The organism is Mesorhizobium sp. WSM4842 (genome assembly GCF_055901575.1).
On record NZ_CM148372.1, the window covers coordinates 1,223,497 to 1,241,232 of the forward strand.

Here is a 17,736-nt window from a genome sequence, read left to right on the forward strand (position 1 = left end):
AGACCAGGAGCCGAAGCCTTTTCAATCATGGCACCGCAAGTTGATCGTCAAACCGCTACCGATCGCTGTTGACAAGTGCGCCCATCTAAATTTGTCTGACAATATTGAAACGAGGGTCGTCATAACAGCCACCAGCAGCCAACAACAACCAGCAATCCATGGGAGGATAACACATGAAGAAGATACTCGTCTTGAGTGCCCTGGCGGCGATGCTTGCGTCAGGCGCCGCGCTTGCCGACACCAGCGACAAGAAGATCGCCTTTTCCAATAATTATGCCGGCAATTCGTGGCGACAGGCGATGCTCGACAGCTATGCCATCGTCACCAAGAAGGCGGTCGCCGACGGGGTGGTCGCAGCCGCGGACATCTTCACGACGGCCGACAAGGAGGTGCCGACCCAGGCAGCCCAGGTGCAGAACCTGATCCTGCAAGGCTATGACGCCATCGTCATCAACGCCGCCTCGCCGGACGCGCTCAACGGCGCCATCAAGCAGGCCTGCGACGCCGGCATCGTCGTCGTCTCCTTCGACGGCATCGTCACCGAGCCCTGCGCCTACCGCGTGGTCGTCGACTTCAAGGACATGGGCAGGCAGGAAGTCGAGCAGATGGCCAAATTCCAGCCCAAGGGCGGCAATCTGCTGGAAATCCGCGGCCTTGCCGGCACCTCGATCGATGACGCCATCCATGCCGGAATTCTGGAAGGCGTCGCCGCTCATCCCGAATTCAAGATCGTCGGTTCGGTAACTGGCGACTGGGATCAGACCACAGCACAGAAGGCGGTCGCGACGATCCTGCCATCGCTGCCGGAAATCGTCGGCGTCGTCGATCAGGGCGGCGACGGCTATGGCGCGGCGCAAGCCTTCGCCGCAGCCGGCAAACCACGTCCGACCATCATCATGGGCAACCGTCAGGACGAGCTGCAATGGTGGAAGGAACAGAAGGACAAGGACGGCTACCAGACCTGGTCGGCGTCCATCGCGCCGGGCGTATCGTCGCTGGCCTTCTGGGTGGCGCAGCAGGTGCTCGACGGCCGCACTGACGTCCCGCATGATCTCTTGGTGCCCTACCTCGCCTTCACCCAGGATGATTTCGAGGCTGCGCTGCCGAAAATCCCTAAGGGTGGTGTCGCCAGCCACGAATACACGCAGGAAGACGCCATCGCGGCGATCAAAGCCAACATCAAGTGAGCGTGGCACGTTGCCAGCTGCATCGCCAACCGGATATCGCTAGGGATGCCTAGGGGTAACGCAGACATCGTCAGGCTGGACGGCGCCGAAAAACATTTCGGCGCCGCCAATGTCGACATCATCAGACTGGACGGCACCGAAAAACGTTTCGGCGCCGTCAGGGCGCTTGCCGGCGTCGATTTCCACGTTGGGGCCGGCGAGTGCGTCGGCCTCGTCGGCCATAATGGCGCCGGCAAGTCGACGCTCATGCATATGGTGGCGGGCACGCTCGTACCCGACAGCGGGCGGATCGCGGTGCGCGGCGCCATCGAGGACAATTATTCGGTGCCACGCGCGCAGCAGCTCGGCATACGCTGCGTGTTCCAGGAACTCTCGCTCTGCCCGAACCTCAGCGTTGCCGAGAACACGCGTATCAACCACCCGACGCTGCGCGGCCTCAGCTGGCGCGGCAAGGCGGCCGATCTCATCACGGCCAAACTCAACGAGATATTCCCGGGCCACAGCATCTCCGCCTCCGATATCGCCAGCGACCTTTCCATTGGCAGACGGCAGATGGTCGAGGTGGCGCGTGCCTTCACGGTGACGCAGGATCCGCTCGAACTGGTCATCCTCGACGAGCCGACATCCTCGCTCGACGCGCACACGGCCGGCCAGTTGCTGGCCTTCGTCAGGCGCTTTGTCGCCGGGGGTAAGAGCTGCATCCTGATCTCGCATCTTCTGGGCGAGGTGCTCGGAAATGCCGACCGCATCGTGGTAATGCGCGACGGCAAGGTCGTTGCGTCGGATGCGGCGAAGGCTTTCGATCGCAACAGGCTGGTGACGACCATGGGTGGAGCGGAAGCGCGTGAGAAGATCGCCGCCGAAATCGCGACCCAAAAGCCGGAGACCGGCCCGTTGCGGGTCCGAGCCCGCCCGGCGCGGCAAGAGGACGGCAACGAACTTGTGGCGCATGCGGGCGAGATCATCGGCCTTGCCGGGCTTGCCGGCCATGGACAGACCGATCTGCTGCTGGCGATCTTCGCCGCCGCGGCGCGCTCTAAAACCGGCATCGAGGTCACCGCGCCGGTGGCGCTGGTGGCCGGCGACCGCCAGTCTGACGGGATTTTTCCACAATGGTCGATTGCGCAAAACATCGGCATCCGCTCGCTGGCGCGATTGCGCAACGGCCTCTTGATCTCGCCGCAACGCGAAGCCGAACTCGCAACCTTTTGGCAAAGGAAAATCGGCATCCGCACGCCCGACATCAACAACAACATCTTCTCGCTGTCCGGCGGCAACCAGCAGAAGGCCTTGTTTGCCCGGGCGCTCGGTTCCGACGCGAAGATCGTGCTGATGGACGACCCGATGCGCGGCGTCGATATCGGCACCAAGCTCGAAGTCTACGACCTCGTGCGCGAAGAGGCTGGCCGCGGCCGCACCTTCCTCTGGTACACCACGGAAACCGAAGAGCTCGACAATTGCCACAACATCTATGTCTTCAAGAATGGCCGGATCGTCGCCAACCTTGGTCGCGACGAGCTGACCGAGGAAAAGATCATCCAGTCCTCGTTCGGCGACGCGGCCTGAGATGACGGCAGCGCCCGTCGAGACCGGTCTCAAGAGTGCTTCCGAGCGCAGCGCGCTGGCGCGGGCGCGTCTGTTGCGCGGCCTGCTGCCGGCATTGTCACTGGTGCTGGTGCTGCTGGCGATCGCCTGGCTCAACCCGCGCGCCATCAGCTATTTCGGCTTCAGCCTAATGCTCAACCTGGCGATCCCGATTGCCCTGGCGACGATCGCGCAGATGTTCGTCATCGCCGGCAACGAGCTGGACCTGTCGATCGGCACTTTCGTCGGTTTCGTCGGCTGCGTCACGGCGACGTGGCTGAAGGACGCGCCGCTGGTCGGCGTCTTGATCCTGCTCGGGTCGATCGGCGTCTATGCGCTGCTCGGCGCGCTGATCCATCTGCGCAATCTGCCTTCAATCGTCGTGACGCTCGGCATGAGTTTTGTCTGGCAGGGTCTGGCCATCCTCATCCTGCCGAAGCCCGGCGGCAAGGCGCCGGACTGGCTGCTATCGCTCATGGCCTTCAAGCCGCCTTTCATTCCCTTTCCGATCATAGCGGCGCTGCTGATCGCCGCGATCGTCCATTTCGGGCTGATGCGCACCTCCTACGGCGTGATCCTGCGCGGCTCCGGCGGCAATGCCGCGGCTCTCAGCCGCGCCGGCTGGTCGTTGCTCAAGACCAAGATCGTGCTGTTCGCATTGACCGGCCTGTTCGGCGTTTTGTCCGGCATGGCCCTGATCGGCATCACCACCTCGGCTGATGCCAATATCGGCAACGGCTATACGCTGCTTTCGATAGCCGGCGTCATCCTCGGCGGCGGCGAATTTGTCGGCGGCCGGGTATCGCCAATCGGCGCGGTGATCGGCGCGCTGACGCTGGCGCTCGCCGCCTCGCCGCTGCTGACCTTCATGCACATTCCGCCCGATTGGCAGGTGGCCGCCAATGGCGCCATCCTCATCATCGTGCTGGCGGCCCGGGTACTGATCAGCCGCAGGGAGAGGTGAGCGATGGCCTCGTTGCGGTTGCTGCTCGCCAAACCCTGGATCTGGTCCTTCATCGGCGCGCTGCTGGTTTGGCTGGCGACGATCACCTTCACCGGCGGATATGGCGGCGGCGGCATGATCACGGCGGCACTTTCGCTTGCCGTCTTTACCGTCATCGTCGGTGTCGGCCAGATGTTCGTCATCACGCTCGGGCCGGGCAATGTCGACCTGTCGCTGCCCGCCAATATCGGCCTCGCCAGTGCCGTCGCCATGAAGGTGATGGACGGCAATGACCAGATGATCGCCGTCGGGCTGCTGGCGGCGCTGGCCTGCGGCATGGCGATCGGCGCCGCCAACTATCTCTTGATCTGGGCGCTGCGCATTCCGCCGATCATCGCCACGCTGTCGGCGAGCTTCATCATCCAGTCGATCGACATCAGCTATGGCCGCGGTTTGCAGATCAAGCCGCCTCCGGGCTTTGCCAATTTCACCAACTGGCAGATTCTTGGCGTTCCGGTGCTGGCGATCCTCACCGTGCTGTTCACTATCGGCGCTGCAATCGCGCTGCAGCGCATGATCTATGGCCGTTCGGTGCTGGCGATCGGCCAGAACATTCGCGCCGCGTGGCTTGCCGGCATCAATGTCAGCCGCATCCGCTTCCTCACCTACACGCTGTCGGGCGCGCTCGGCGGCCTCGACGGGGCGCTGCTCGCCGGCTATTTCCGCGGCGCCAATGTCGATATCGGCAATGAGTACCTACTGGCCTCTATCGCCGTGGTCGTCATCGGCGGCACGTCGGTGGCCGGCGGCAAGGCCAATGTGCCGGGCGTCTGGGGCGCGGCGCTGTTCCTGGTGCTGCTCTTGACCATGCTCAACACGTTCGGCGTCAGCGCCGGCGTCCGGCTGCTGCTGACCGGACTGATCATCGTCGGCGTCATCACCGCCGCGGGCGGCCAGAAGGCGTTGCGCTGATCACACCTTCGTCATCCTCGGGTCTGCGCCGCGTCGCGTCGCTCCTTGCTCCGCCCAGGATGACGATCGCTGCGGCGGCGAGGTCTTCCGCGAAAACATCCGGTTCCCATCCGGCATCGGCCCTGTAAATCGTTCGGCCGATATCATTGCGAGAGAATTGCGTGTAGCAATTTCGTCAGCGTTACCAGGGATGGCCGACGTCGCGGTCGTGAACATCGACAACCCGCCGCTCAACGCGCTGCTGGCACAAACGGACCGGCAAGGATGTTTTCAAGCCGGCGCCCCTGCTCCGGCAAATGGCAGCATCCGGCTCCTGGGAAGGCGTTGTCAGCTAAATTGCCTGAGCGAGGCCATTTTCGAAATCGTGGATTACCGAATCCGAGCGTCCATGATCTCGACGAAACGCGCGAAGAGACCCGCCTGCGACTTGATCTTGAGCTTGCGATAGATGTTGCGGCGATGAACCTTTACGGTTCCCGGTACGATGCGCATCGCCCTGGCTATCGATTCCGTGGAATGCCCCTGAAGCACCAGATCGACAACATGCTTTTCGCGCGGCGTGAGCGAAAGGCTCTTCCAGATATGAGCACGTTCGAATTCGTTGACTGTAGCCATCGCCTCGTCATGCTTCGTCTCTGCCGGTTTGTCGGCCGGAAGACCAGGCCAGCGCAGCCTGACGAAGCTGATCACCGCCGGCGCCATGTCGCGCAGTAGCCTGGTATCGGCGGTTCCGAAGGGTCCCGAAGCGTGCAGTCGCATCAGCGAGACCACCAGCGCGTCCTTTCCCGACAGCGGCACGAAGAAACCGACCTCCTCGGCCAGCTTGGTCTGGCTATAGTAGGAGCGGTAATATTCGCTGGCATAGAAGCGATCCGGCGCCAGTTCGCGCATGCGCCAAAAACCTTCCTTGCGCTCGACCGCCGCGTGGTGGAACGGGTCGAGCAGATAAGGCCCTTCCTGATAGAGCGCGACGAAGACGTGGCTTTCGGTTGGGGAGAACGTCTCGAACAGCAGCGGCGGGCGCGACGCACCGCGATAGCCGAAGATCACACAGTGATCGAAGCTGACATGCTGCCGGAGCCAGGCGACCATCGCCTTGCCGAAAAGCTCGCCGCTCGTCTCCCGTGTCGCAGCGATGAGCGTAGCGAGCTGGTTGTATTCGTCGCTGCGCGATACGCTCAATCCATACCCCTTTAAACGATAAAATAGACCAAATATACCACCCGCGAGGTATATACTAGCCGGCATTGGCTCTGATAGCGTTTCGAGATTGTCTTGTTGCTGGAGCCGCAGCTTTGACCGCAGTACCCGATATCGAGTTTCGCGGGGTCACCAAACGCTACGGCAGCGTGACCGCGGTCAGCGGCATCGATCTTGCCATCCCGCCGTCTGCCTTTGTCGCCTTGCTCGGGCCATCCGGCTGCGGCAAGACAACCTGCCTGCGCATGATCGGGGGCTTCGAACGGCCGAGCGAAGGCGGAGTCTTCATCCGCGGCCGCGATATGGCCGGCACGCCGCCCTATCGGCGGCCGGTCAACATGGTGTTCCAGCAATATGCGCTGTTTCCGCATCTGGATGTCGAGGACAACATCGCCTACGGGCTGCGCCAGGCGCGGCCGCGGCTGGCGTCGCGGGAGATCAGCCTGAGAGCAGGCGAGGCGCTCGCCATGGTGCGGCTTGCCAGCTACGGCCGCCGCAAGATCCACGAGCTTTCCGGCGGCCAGCAGCAGCGTGTCGCCCTGGCGCGCGCGCTGGTCAACAAGCCGGCGGTGCTGCTGCTCGACGAGCCCCTGGCGGCGCTCGACAAGAAGCTGCGCACAGACATGCAGATAGAATTGCAGAACCTGCAGCGCGAGATCGGCATCACCTTCGTCCTTGTTACGCACGACCAGGAAGAAGCCCTGTCGATGAGCGATTTCGTCTGCGTCATGAATGGCGGGCGCATCGTCCAGCTCGGACAGCCGAACGAGATCTATGACGAGCCCGCCGACCTGTTCGTCGCCGACTTCGTCGGCAAGACCAACCTGTTGAGCGGCAAGGTCGCCGGGCATTCGGGCAACCTCGTCGAGGTGGCGCTCGCCGACGGTACCGTCATTGCCGCGCGCAAGCGGACTTCGCTGCGGCAGGACGAAGCCGTTTCGGTCAGCCTGCGTCCTGAATCTTTAAGCCTCGGCGCGCCGGGAAGCGGCCGGCTCAACGGCATTGTCCGCAACCGGATCTTTCTGGGCTCGACCGCGGAATACGCGATCGAGGTTGGGGGTATCGGAACGCTGCTCGCCAAGGCCGATCACCTGATCGGCAGTGGAAATCTCTTCAAGCCGGGTGAACCCGTCGCCATCGGCTTTACAGCCGGAACGCCGCTCGCGTTTCCGGAACCCAAGAACAACGGGACCAACCAGAGGGAAAACAGACATGTCGAAATCATATCGTGACGGACTGCCGATAAGCCCCGAAAAATTCGTCGATCAATTGATGCGCCTCAAGCGCGGTTCCATCGGCCGCCGCGAGTTTCTCGGCCTCACCGGTCTTGGCATCGCAACGGCGGTGATGGCCCGCGAGCTAGGCATCATACCGTCGCCGGCCTTCGCCCAGGAGGGTCTTGGCGACCGCATGTCGATCGCCACCTGGCCCAATTATCACGACCCGGCAACATTCGAGAATTTCAAGGCCGAGACGGGCGTCGCCGTCGAGGTCAATGTGTTCGGGTCAAACGAGGAGATGCTGGCCAAGCTGCAGGCTGGCGCCTCGGGCTGGAGCCTCTTCGTTCCGACGAACTACACCATCTCCACCTACAAGAAGCTCGACATCATCGAAGCGCTCGACATGGCCAAGCTTGCCAATTTCGACGGCTCGCAACAGGACCTGCGCTTCACCTCGGAAGGCACGATCGACGGCGTAACCTACGCGGTGCCGAAGAATTGGGGCACCACCGGATTTGCCGTCAATACCGAGAAGCTCACCAAGCCGATGACGAGCTGGAAGGAATTCTGGGACACGGCCATGGCGGAGGGCGACGGCCGGACCATGGTTCACGACTACCAGCTCACTACGATCGGCAATGCGCTGAAATATTTCGGCTTCTCGTTCAACTCGCTGAAGCAGGACGAGCTCGCCAAGGCGGAGGAATTGCTGCTGAAGGTCAAGCCGCATCTGCTTGCGGTTTCCAGCGACTATCAGCCGTCGATGCGTGCCGGCGACGCCTGGATGACGATGTGCTGGACCAATGACGGGGCTCAGCTTCACCGCGACATTCCCGAGATCGCCTATGTGCTTGGCAAGGAGGGCGGCGAGATCTGGACCGACTTCTACGCCATTCCGAAGGATGCGCCCAACAAGCCCGCCGGCTATGCCCTTCTCAACTACCTGATGGACCCGAAAGTCGCGGTCAAGGAGCATCTGGCCAACGGTGCACCCTCCACCGATGCGCGGGTCAATGCGCTGCTGCCCAAGGAAGTGCTGGACAATCCGATCCTCTACCCGGCGGCCGATCTGCTGAAGCCGCTGGAATTCGGTGCGGCTGCGACGCTGACCGATCCGGGCCGGGCCGAACTGATGGCACGCTTCAAGTCGGCTTGAACCGGGCGGGCCATAGGTCCGATGCAGGCAACTCACCCGGCGGGCAGATGTCCGCCGGCACCCGGGCGGGTTTCAATGCGCAGCAATGTCCTTCATCACAATCTCCTGACTGCGCTGTTGCTCGGTCCAGCAGCGGCGTGGCTGGTGGTGTTTCTGGTCTTGCCGTTCGTCGCGATCGCTGTCTTCAGCGTCGGCGAGCGGGCGCCGGAAGGCGGCTATCAGGCCGCTTTCACCTTGGCGCAATATGCCAATCTTCCGGCGCGGGCGACCGCCTTCTGGAACACGATGGTGTTGGCGCCGGCGGGCGCATTGGCCTGTCTTTTCGTCGCCTATCCGGTCGCCTATTACCTCGCTTTGCGCGCGCCGGAGCGGTGGCGGTTGATCCTGCTTGCGCTCGTCGTCATCCCGTTCTGGACTAGCCTGCTGATGCGTACCTACGCCTGGATGTACGTTCTGGGTGGGCGCGGCATCCCGGCGTTGCTGACCTATGTCGGGTTCGAAGATGTGCGGCTGATCAACACGCCGGGCGCGGTCCTGCTCGGCATCGTCTATGGCTATCTGCCGCTGATGATCCTGCCGATCTATGTCAGCCTCGAGCGGCTCGATCGCCGACTGCTGGAAGCCTCCGCCGATCTCGGCGCAATGCCGATCTCGACATTCCTTGGCGTGACGCTGCGGCTGTCGCTGCCGGGTGTGATGACCGGCTTCTCACTGGTGATGATCCTACTGCTCGGCGAATATCTGATCCCGACACTGCTCGGCGGCGGCAAGGTGTTCTTCATCGGCAACGCGCTGGTCGATCTGTTCCTGCAATCACGCAACTGGCCGTTCGGATCGGCAATCGCGATCACGCTGGTTCTGGTCTCGGTGGTGGTGCTGATTGTCGCCAACCGCATTTCGACCCGGCTTTCCGGCGCGCGCCGGGTGGACCTGATCTGATGCGCGCCTTCGTCGTTGCGGTCTTTGCCTTCCTGTACCTGCCGATCGCGCTTGTGGTGCTGTTCTCCTTCAATGCCGGTCGCCACGCCAGCGAATTCACCGGCTTTTCGGTGCAGTGGTACGGCAAGGCGCTGTCGAACCCGTTCCTGGTCGAAGCGCTGAAGAATAGCCTGTTCATCGCCACCACCAGCGCCTTGCTCGCGGCGCTGTGCGGCACGGCGGCGGCGCTTGGCCTGGCGCGTGTCGGCGCGCGGACACGGGCCGTATTCGATGCGCTTTTGGGTGCTGCGATCGTCGTCCCGGGCGTCGTCATCGGCATCTCGACGCTGGTCGCGCTCGTCCAGCTATTTGGGGTCGTCAATCCGTTTCTCGCGTCGCTGTGGCCGAACGACCAGCCGCCACGCCTGGCGCTCGGCTACGGCTCGATCATCGCCGCGCACGGCCTGTTTTCGATGGCGCTGGTGGCGATGATCGTCGGCACACGCCTCGGCAGCCTCGACCGCAATCTGGTCGAGGCCTCGAGTGATCTTTACGCCACCCCGCTGACGACCTTCCGCAGCATCGTGTTGCCGCAGATCATGCCGGCGGTGATCGCCGGCTTCCTGCTCGCCTTCACCTTCTCCTTCGACGATTTCATCGTCGCCTTCTTCGTCGCCGGCGCACAGACGACGTTGCCGATCTATGTCTTTGCCTCGATCCGGCGCGGGGTCACGCCGGAAATCAATGCCATCGCGACGATCGTCCTCGTCGCCTCCGTTCTGCTTGTGGTGCTTGCCCAATGGCAATTGCGCCGACGCAACCCATCAAACTGAAAGTCGCATCATGATTCTGAAAGATCGCATTGCCGTGGTGACGGGCGCCGGCTCGGGCATCGGGCGCGCCGGTGCCATGGTCATGGCCAGGGAAGGCGCGGTGGTGGTGGTCGCCGACAGGGATCAGCCTGCGGGCGAAGCCACGGCTTCCGGCATCCGAGCAGCCGGCGGCCGGGCCGAAGCGGTCGCGACCGATGTTGGCCAGGACGCGGCGGTCGAGCAACTCATTGCGGACACACTGGGCAAACATGGCCGGATCGATATCCTGCACAACCATGCCGGGGTCCAGGTCGGCGGCACGCTGACCGAAGTCGGCATCGACGGCATGGATGCCTCCTGGCGGATCAACGTACGGGCGCAGTTCCTCGCGGCCAGGCTCGTCATGCCATCGATGATCGAACAGGGCGGCGGTGTCATCTTGAACACCGCCTCGAATTCGGGTGTGTTCTACGACCGCGAGATGATCGCCTACGCAACCTCAAAACATGCCGTGGTGGCGATGACCCGGCAGATGTCGCTCGACTATGCCAAGCACAATGTCCGCGTCAACGCGCTCTGCCCGGGCTGGGTCGACACGCCCTTCAACGAGCCGTTCATCGCCCAGATGGGCGGGCGGGACGCGATCGAACGCTACGTTCGCACCAAGATTCCCATGCAGCGCTGGGCCAGCGCGGAAGAAATAGCCGAGGCGATCCTGTTCCTCGTCTCCGATCGCTCGTCCTTCATGACCGGCCAAGCGCTGGTGATCGACGGCGGCGAGAGCATCGGCTGACGTAGCCGTTCATATCTCATACATGCTTGCGGCCGCCGGCTTCGCGGAACCAGCTGTCGGGATAGGGATACCACCAGCCCTGGATCGCTGGCTTGTGGTCGATGATCACCATCTTCGAGCGGCGGAAGGCATCGAGCCCCTGGCGTCCCAGTTCGCGGCCAAGGCCCGACGCCTTCCAGCCACCGAACGGCAGCGCGTCATTGTCGATCAGCGGATTGTTGACCCAGACTATGCCGGCTTCGAGCCGCTCCGCAGCCTCATGCGCTTCAGCGAGATCGGTGGTGAAGACCGAGGCGCCGAGTCCGAACGGGCTGTCATTGGCAAGCGCTATTGCCTCGTCGAAATCCTTGACCCGGCAGATCGCGGCGACCGGTCCGAAACACTCTTCGCGCACGATCGCCATGTCGGGGGTCACGCCGGTCAGGATCGTCGGCTCGTAGAACCAGCCGACATTATGCGCCGGCGGAATGCGCCCGCCGGTGACGGCCTTGGCGCCGCTGCGGATCGCATCATCGACCAGCCGCATGACTTTCGCCCGCGCCGCCTCGCTGACCAGCGGTCCGATCTCGGTCTTGTCCAGCCCGTTGCCGATGCGCAGCGCCCGTGTCTTCTGCGCAAACAGCTCGACAAAACGGTCGTGAACGGCATCGACGACGAAAAAGCGTTCGGCCGAGGTGCAGACCTGGCCGGTGAGATGGAACGCGGCGGTGACGCTGCCGGCCGCCGCCACCTCGAGCGGGGCGTGTTGGCTGATGATCAGCGGATCGCTGCCGCCGGCCTCGATAACGCAAGGCTTCATGCGTTCGGCGCAAGCGACGGCTACAGCCTTGCCGGCGGCGACCGAGCCGGTGAAGGCGACCGCATGCGTGCGGTCCGAAGCGATCAGCGCCTGCGCGGTAGCCGCACCACCCGGCAGGCAGGAAACCAGGCCCTCCGGCAGTGAGCGGAACACCGTCATGTACTCCAGCGTCGACAGTGTCGTCGCTTCGGCCGGCTTGATCACGCAGGCATTGCCGGCGGCAAGCGAGGCGGCAACGGTCCAGCACATCAACAGGATCGGGAAATTGTAGGGCATGATGTGCACGGACGTGCCGTAAGGCTCGTAGCGCGCATATTGAAACGAACCGGCCTGCGTGGTGCCGGCAATCTTGCCGGCGTCGTCACGCGCGATTTCGGCGTAGTAGCGGAAGATCGGCGCGCAGTTGGCGATCTCGCCGATCGCTTCCGGATAGGGCTTGCCCATCTCGCGCACCATCAGCTCGGCGCAGCGCGTGAAGTCGGCCGCCTCGATGGCGTTGGCGACTGCGTGCAGATGCCTGGCATGGCTCTTGGCGTCGAGTTTTTTCCACGCCGCCTGCGCCTTGGTCGCCGCGGTCAGCACGGCGTCGACCTCGGCATCGCTGGCTGCGGTAACCGCGCCGACGGTTTCCAGCGTCGCCGGATCGATCACCGGCTTTGCCGCACCGGTCATCGGTCGATAATCGGGATTGACGAAGAAGGTCGGCCGGTCAGGTGAAAAATCCATTCTGTCCTCCCGTGTGCACGGAGCCTTTTTGAGAATTCGCCCTGCCGAGACAGATGACGTGGTTTTCGAGAACCGAAGCGGAGCGGACGTTGGAGTCCGTGAGCATCGGAAGCGGAGAAAACCACGTCAGGTGTCCGGCAGAGGTAGAATTATCGAGAAGGCTCAGCGGATCATGTAGACCTTCTTGACGGTCTCGTGGACGGTGCAGACGCCCTTCCAGTCCTGCGGAAAGAACGCTGCGGTGTCCGGTTCGATGTCGATCACCTCGCCGGATTCGTGGACATAGGTGCAGCGGCCCTCGAGGAAATGGCAGAACTCGTCGCGGGTGACGTGGCAGTGCCATTTGCCCGGCGTGCAGACCCACAGCCCACATTCGGAGCGGCCCTCAGGTCCCTTGTGCAGCAATTTGCCGGAGGTGCGGGATTCTCCCTCGATCATGGTAGGGATGACGCCCCAGTCGACGAGGTCGGTGAGGGCGAGCGGCGATTTCATGATCTGTGTCGGCATGTCGTAGAGCTCCAGTGGCTGGCTTCAGGCCAGCATGTAAATGTTGCGGATGGTCTCGTGGACGGTGCATTCGCCCGCCCAGCCGGCCGGGAACATGACCACCGTGGCGGCGGAGACGTCTATCACCTCGCCGTCGTCCGATCGGTAGGTCGCGCGGCCGGCAACGAAATGGCACAATTCGTCGCGCGGGATCGCCAGCCGCCAGCGGCCGGGCGTGCAGACCCAGATGCCGGATTCCGGCTGGTTGTTCGGCCCCTTGTGGACGAGCCTGCCGGTGGAGTGCGAAGCGCCTTCCAGCGCATCCGGCTGTGCGCCCCAGTCGACGAGGTCGGTGCGGGTCGAGGCTTGGTGGAGATGTGGCACAGAGGAGGTCATGCGGGTGCTCCGCTGGTGCGGCGCATGACTTCGCGATGATCTCGCTCTACGGCGCCCCCCTCTGTCCTGCCGGACATCTCCCCCTCCAGGGGGGAGATCGGACTGCCGCTAGGCCTTCGCCAATTGCCAACGGGTACTGTGAGAAGCCGTCGGCGAAACTGCCAATCTCCCCCCTTGAGGGGGAGATGGCCGGCAGGCCAGAGGTGGGTGCCTTGGCTCGGCACGTCAAGCATCGCGCTCATAGAAGTTGTTCCAGCAGCCCCGCTGCCTTCTCCGGGCCGTTCTGCGCCCGCATCTGCGCCGACGTCTTCGCCAGCTTGGCCTTGATTGCCGGGTCGGTCAGGCAGATTTCGATCCTGGCGATCAGCTCGGCGTCGGTCCAGTCGTAGCGCGGCATGCCGAAGCCGTGGCCGGTCTCCTCGACCCGCGTCGCGTTGTCGTGGCCATCCCAGACATAGGGCATGATGATCGCCGGCTTGCCGAAGTAGAGACACTCGGTGAACGAATTGTTGCCGCCATGGTGGATTACAGCGTCGACCTGCGGGATGACCGAGGGTTGCGGGAACCAGCTCTCGACGATGACGTTTTCGGGCACTTGCGCGTACTGGTCCTTGTAGCCGCCTACATTGACCAGCGCCCGGTAGCGCGTCTTGCCCAGCGTCGCGATGATGCGCTTCAGCAGGTCGACATCGCCGGCGCCAAGACTGCCGAAGGAAACATAGAGCAGCGGCCCGTCATTGTTTTTCGCGAAGGTCGGCACGGTGTAGGGCTTCTCCTGCCGCACGCAGCCTTCCAGATACTGGAACTTTGCCGGGTCGAGCGGACGGCGGCGCTTGAACTTTGCCGCCTCGGGATAGAGCAGCAGGTTGAGGTAGGGCGAGGCCTCGAAGAACTGGCCGATCGGATAAGGCGCTTCGTTGTTCGCTTTCAAAAATGCATTGAAGTCGTCATGGATCGGCTTGATGACGGCGTTGAAATGGTTGCGGTAGCGCTCATGACAGGCGTGGTCGTTCTCGCCGCAGCCGGACAGATGCGGCGGGATATCCTCGTCCTCGATCTCGTTTTCCGAGCAGGAGATGACGCGCACCCACGGCTTGCCATACTGCTTGATCGCCGGAAACAGGATGACGTTGTCGACGCAGATGACATCGGGCTTGATCGTCGCAAGCACGCCAGGCAGATCCTTCTCAGCCCATTTGGCGCTGTCGACGATCGCAGTCCAGCAGTCCTTCACGTAGTTGTCGATCTGGTCGTAGGGCGACTTGCGGAAGTTCGGGATATGGCCGTTGATGAAGTCTTCCCAGAACTTGGCCATCTGCTCGGGCGGCATCGGCTCGGACAGGTTCACCGGATGAGCCTCGAAGCCGTAGCCCTTGTAGACGTCGACGAAGCCGGGGTCCGACAGGAATACCGCTCTGTGGCCGCGCGCCTCGACCGCCTGGGCGATGCCGACGGAATTGAGCGCCGGGCCATAGGCCGCTTCCGGAAAAAACGCGATCGTCTTCTGCGCCATGAAAGTTCTCCTTCGATCAATCTGCGAAAATTCTGACGTCGGCGGCATCCCAGCCGAGTTCGACCGCATCGCCTGACGAGACCGGGCGCCGGTCGGCGGCGTCGGCGGTGACGCGCACCAGGAATAGCTTTGGCGACAGAGCGGTGCGGACATGCAGCTGCAGGTCGAGCCCGTGATAGGCGAGCGCCTCGACGGTGCCGGCGATCCGGTTGGCTGTCTCTGGCGACGGGAAAAGCCGGATGCGTTCGGGCCGCACCGAAGAGACCGCCGCAGCGCCGGGTGAAAGTATTGCGGGAACCGTGCCGGCGATCCGTGTGCCGTCCGCTGCCATCACCCCGTCGGCGGTGGCCTTGCCCGGCACGAAATTCATGACGCCGATGAAGTCGGCGACGAAACGGTCGGCCGGATGCTCGTAGACCGCATGCGGCGTGTCGCATTGCAGCAGCTTGCCGTCCCTGAGCACCGCCATGCGGTCGGCCATGACAAGTGATTCCTCCTGATCATGGGTGACGATGACGAAGGTGATGCCGACCTCGTGCTGCAGGCGCTTCAGCTCCAGCTGCATGGCGCCGCGCAACTTCTTGTCGAGCGCGCCGAGCGGCTCGTCGAGCAGCAGCAGCCGCGGCCGCTTGACCAACGCCCGGGCAAGCGCGACGCGCTGTTTCTGGCCGCCCGACAATTGCTCCGGCTTGCGGTCGGCGAAAGGAATGAGCTCGGTCGTCGCCAGGATGGCGTCGACGCGGGAGCGAATTTCATTTGCCGGCAAACGTTCCATTTCGAGGCCGTAGGAGACATTGGCCCTGACGCTCATATGCGGAAACAGCGCATAGGACTGGAACATCAGATTGACCGGCCGCTTGTTGGGCGGGGTTTTGGCGATGTCGCGGCCGTCGAGCAGGATGCGCCCGTGATTGGGCGTCTCGAAGCCGGCCAGCATGCGCAGCAGCGTGGTCTTGCCGCAGCCCGAAGGTCCAAGCAAGGCGAAGAACTCGTTCTCGCGGATATCGAGCGAGATGCCGTCCACGGCCGTGACCCGGCCGAAATTCTTCGACACCTTGTCGATTGCCAGCAGCGTGCGGGGTGCGCTCATTGGCCGATCACCCCGCGGTTGAGCCGCTGCGACAGGGTCAGCGCGGTGATTGAGACCGCCATGACGATGGTCGCCAATGCGTTTATCTCCGGGGTGATGCCGAAGCGGATCATCGAATAGATCTGCATCGGCAGCGTGGTCGAGGCACGGCCGGCGCCTGATGTGAAGAAGGCGATGATGAACTCGTCGACCGAAAGCGTGAAGGCGAGCAGCGCACCGGCGACGACCGCCGGCAGGATGACCGGCAATGTCACCCGCCTGAAGGTGGTGATTGCGGAAGCGCCGAGATCGGCGGAGGCCTCGACGATCGACCAGTCGAAGCTCTTCAGCCGCGCACGCACCACCGAACAGACGAAGGCGAGGTTGAAGACGACATGGGCAAGGATGATGGTGTGCAGGCCCAGGGTGAAATCGAGCAACGAGAAGAAGCTGAGCAGCGCGATCGCCAGCACGATGTCGGGAATGATCATCGGCGCAAAGATCAGCGCCTCGAGGCGTCTCCCATACTGCCGGCGCATTTCGACGCCGATCGCCAGCAGCGTGCCGAGCAGCGTGGCGATGGCGGTCGAGACCAGTGCCACGATCAGCGTGTTGAGGGCGGCGGAAAGGATCGCGGCGTTTCCGGCGAGCGAGGCATACCATTTCAGCGAAAAGCCCGACCAGACGGTCGGCAGCCCGCCTTGATTGAAAGACAGCGCCACCAGCACGGCGATCGGAATGTAGAGGAAGGCGAAGACCAGCGAAAGCATGAGCCAGAGCGTGCGCCGTGTGGCGGGGGAGCGCTCAGCCATCGGCGCCTCCTTTCGCTTCGGCGATACGGCCGGCGGCGTGATCGGCTGCCACGGCCTGCGCCGTCAGCACCAGCAGCATGATGGCGATCAGCGCCATCGCCAGTGCTGCGCCGAACGGCCAGTCATTGGCGGTTAGGAACTGCTCGTAGACGAGATTGCCGATCATCTGGAAACGGCCGCCGCCGAGCAGTGCGGGCGTTACGAAATTGCCGATCGACAGCACGAAGACGAAGACCGCCCCGGCGGCGATACCCGGCACTGTCAGCGGCAGGATGACCCGGCGAAATGTGGTCATGGCCGAAGCGCCAAGATCGCGCGATGCCTCGGCGAGCTCCGGGTTGAGCCGCGACAGCGGCGCGTAGCAGGCCAGGATGACGAAGGGCAGATAATTGTAGACCAGCCCGGCGATGACGGCGCCTTCGGTGTAAAGCATCGACGGCGGCTCGCCGGTGTAGCCGAACCAGCGCAAGAGTTGGGTGATCAGGCCTTCACGGTTGAGCAGCACGATCCAGGCATAGGTGCGGATCAGGTAGTTGGACCAGAACGGCAATACGGCGAAGAACAGGAATACCGGCTGCAGCCGGCGCGGTGCCGCAGCGATCGCATAGGCGGCGGCATAGCCGATCACCACGGCGATCAGGGTTGCCGTGCCGGCGATGCGCGCCGAATTGAAGAAGATGCCGGCATAGAGCGGGTCGAAGACCAGCCCGAAATTCTCCAGCGTGAAGGTGTATTCGATGCCACCATAGATGCCGCGCCGGAAGAAGGCGAGCGCCAGCACCAACGCGCATGGCACCACCATCAAGGCGGTGAGCCAGGCCAGCGCCGGCGCCATCAGCAAAGAGGAGCGAGAGGGGACGAAAGATCTCATTGAGGAGTACCCCCCTCTGGCCTGCCGGCCATCTCAAAGGCATCGAATTTGTGTTTGGACAGGCGCCCCCTCACCCGGATTGCGAAGGGCAATTCGGGGCAATCCGACCTCTCCCCGAGGGGAGAGGAGATCGTCGGCGCTGGCGCCTGCCTCTTCTCCCCAGCGGAGAGAAAGTGGCCGCCCACGGGTCTTGCCTCCGGCAAGCCCGAGGACAGGCTCCGCGGCCGGATGAGGGGGTGCTGCGCCGGAGATTGGCGACAGGCCGCAATCCAGCCGATC

Annotated in this window: 17 protein-coding genes; 9 read left to right on the forward strand and 8 right to left on the reverse strand. The window is 63.4% G+C overall.

Going from position 1 to position 17,736, the window contains the following annotated elements:
* The first annotated feature begins 173 nt into the window (after nucleotides 1-173).
* From AC0NIE_RS05740 to AC0NIE_RS05755, 4 genes are read left to right on the forward strand one after another with little or no spacing between them, the layout of a single operon-like run.
* The gene (locus AC0NIE_RS05740) at nucleotides 174-1,187 is read left to right on the forward strand and encodes a substrate-binding domain-containing protein (RefSeq protein ID WP_473485894.1); all 1,014 of its coding nucleotides are present in this window, start codon (nucleotides 174-176) and stop codon (nucleotides 1,185-1,187) included.
* A gap of 45 nt (nucleotides 1,188-1,232) precedes the next feature.
* On the forward strand, nucleotides 1,233-2,753 hold the full coding sequence (locus AC0NIE_RS05745) for an ATP-binding cassette domain-containing protein (protein WP_473485893.1): 1,521 nt from the start codon (nucleotides 1,233-1,235) through the stop codon (nucleotides 2,751-2,753).
* A gap of 1 nt (nucleotide 2,754) precedes the next feature.
* Nucleotides 2,755-3,735 (forward strand): ABC transporter permease, encoded by a 981-nt coding sequence (locus AC0NIE_RS05750; protein ID WP_473485892.1) that lies wholly within the window; start codon nucleotides 2,755-2,757, stop codon nucleotides 3,733-3,735.
* A gap of 3 nt (nucleotides 3,736-3,738) precedes the next feature.
* Nucleotides 3,739-4,686, forward strand: a complete 948-nt coding sequence (locus tag AC0NIE_RS05755; protein WP_473485891.1) for an ABC transporter permease — start codon at nucleotides 3,739-3,741, stop codon at nucleotides 4,684-4,686.
* Nucleotides 4,687-5,055: 369 nt separating this feature from the next.
* On the opposite strand, the gene AC0NIE_RS05760 is transcribed toward AC0NIE_RS05755, so the two are convergent.
* Nucleotides 5,056-5,868 (reverse strand): helix-turn-helix domain-containing protein, encoded by an 813-nt coding sequence (locus AC0NIE_RS05760; RefSeq protein WP_473485890.1) that lies wholly within the window; start codon nucleotides 5,866-5,868, stop codon nucleotides 5,056-5,058.
* 113 nt (nucleotides 5,869-5,981) lie between these two features.
* On the opposite strand from AC0NIE_RS05760, the gene AC0NIE_RS05765 reads away from it, so the two are divergent.
* The 5 genes from AC0NIE_RS05765 to AC0NIE_RS05785 all read left to right on the forward strand — a co-directional run bounded on the left by AC0NIE_RS05765 (nucleotide 5,982) and on the right by AC0NIE_RS05785 (nucleotide 10,785).
* Entirely contained in the window at nucleotides 5,982-7,118 is a 1,137-nt protein-coding gene (locus AC0NIE_RS05765; protein WP_473485889.1) for an ABC transporter ATP-binding protein, read from the forward strand.
* Nucleotides 7,099-8,262 (forward strand): ABC transporter substrate-binding protein, encoded by a 1,164-nt coding sequence (locus AC0NIE_RS05770; protein ID WP_473485888.1) that lies wholly within the window; start codon nucleotides 7,099-7,101, stop codon nucleotides 8,260-8,262. The genes AC0NIE_RS05765 and AC0NIE_RS05770 overlap by 20 nt, the downstream gene beginning before the upstream one ends.
* A gap of 75 nt (nucleotides 8,263-8,337) precedes the next feature.
* Nucleotides 8,338-9,201, forward strand: a complete 864-nt coding sequence (locus tag AC0NIE_RS05775; protein WP_473485887.1) for an ABC transporter permease — start codon at nucleotides 8,338-8,340, stop codon at nucleotides 9,199-9,201.
* Complete coding sequence (locus AC0NIE_RS05780; protein ID WP_473485886.1) at nucleotides 9,201-10,013, forward strand: ABC transporter permease; 813 nt, start codon at nucleotides 9,201-9,203, stop codon at nucleotides 10,011-10,013. Before AC0NIE_RS05775 ends, AC0NIE_RS05780 begins: the two co-directional genes overlap by 1 nt.
* Nucleotides 10,014-10,023: 10 nt before the next feature.
* On the forward strand, nucleotides 10,024-10,785 hold the full coding sequence (locus AC0NIE_RS05785) for an SDR family NAD(P)-dependent oxidoreductase (RefSeq protein ID WP_473485885.1): 762 nt from the start codon (nucleotides 10,024-10,026) through the stop codon (nucleotides 10,783-10,785).
* A gap of 16 nt (nucleotides 10,786-10,801) precedes the next feature.
* Here AC0NIE_RS05785 and AC0NIE_RS05790 read toward each other — a convergent pair whose 3' ends face one another.
* The 7 genes from AC0NIE_RS05790 to AC0NIE_RS05820 all read right to left on the reverse strand — a co-directional run bounded on the left by AC0NIE_RS05790 (nucleotide 10,802) and on the right by AC0NIE_RS05820 (nucleotide 17,421).
* Nucleotides 10,802-12,310 carry an aldehyde dehydrogenase family protein gene (locus AC0NIE_RS05790; protein ID WP_473485884.1) on the reverse strand — a complete coding sequence of 503 codons (1,509 nt, stop codon included), beginning with the start codon at nucleotides 12,308-12,310 and terminating at the stop codon, nucleotides 10,802-10,804.
* A gap of 162 nt (nucleotides 12,311-12,472) precedes the next feature.
* On the reverse strand, nucleotides 12,473-12,817 hold the full coding sequence (locus tag AC0NIE_RS05795) for a cupin domain-containing protein (RefSeq protein WP_473485883.1): 345 nt from the start codon (nucleotides 12,815-12,817) through the stop codon (nucleotides 12,473-12,475).
* Nucleotides 12,818-12,841: 24 nt separating this feature from the next.
* Nucleotides 12,842-13,192, reverse strand: coding sequence for a cupin domain-containing protein (locus AC0NIE_RS05800; RefSeq protein WP_473485882.1), 351 nt, complete (start codon nucleotides 13,190-13,192; stop codon nucleotides 12,842-12,844).
* Between the two features lie 238 nt (nucleotides 13,193-13,430).
* The gene (locus AC0NIE_RS05805; protein WP_473485881.1) at nucleotides 13,431-14,705 is read right to left on the reverse strand and encodes a glycosyltransferase; all 1,275 of its coding nucleotides are present in this window, start codon (nucleotides 14,703-14,705) and stop codon (nucleotides 13,431-13,433) included.
* A gap of 16 nt (nucleotides 14,706-14,721) precedes the next feature.
* A complete protein-coding gene (locus AC0NIE_RS05810; RefSeq protein ID WP_473485880.1) occupies nucleotides 14,722-15,795 on the reverse strand; it encodes an ABC transporter ATP-binding protein in 1,074 nt (357 codons plus the stop codon).
* The gene (locus AC0NIE_RS05815) at nucleotides 15,792-16,586 is read right to left on the reverse strand and encodes an ABC transporter permease (RefSeq protein WP_473485879.1); all 795 of its coding nucleotides are present in this window, start codon (nucleotides 16,584-16,586) and stop codon (nucleotides 15,792-15,794) included. The genes AC0NIE_RS05810 and AC0NIE_RS05815 overlap by 4 nt, the downstream gene beginning before the upstream one ends.
* Nucleotides 16,579-17,421: an ABC transporter permease gene (locus AC0NIE_RS05820; RefSeq protein WP_473486006.1), complete on the reverse strand. Its 843-nt coding sequence runs from the start codon at nucleotides 17,419-17,421 to the stop codon at nucleotides 16,579-16,581. The genes AC0NIE_RS05815 and AC0NIE_RS05820 overlap by 8 nt, the downstream gene beginning before the upstream one ends.
* Nucleotides 17,422-17,736: the final 315 nt, after the last annotated feature.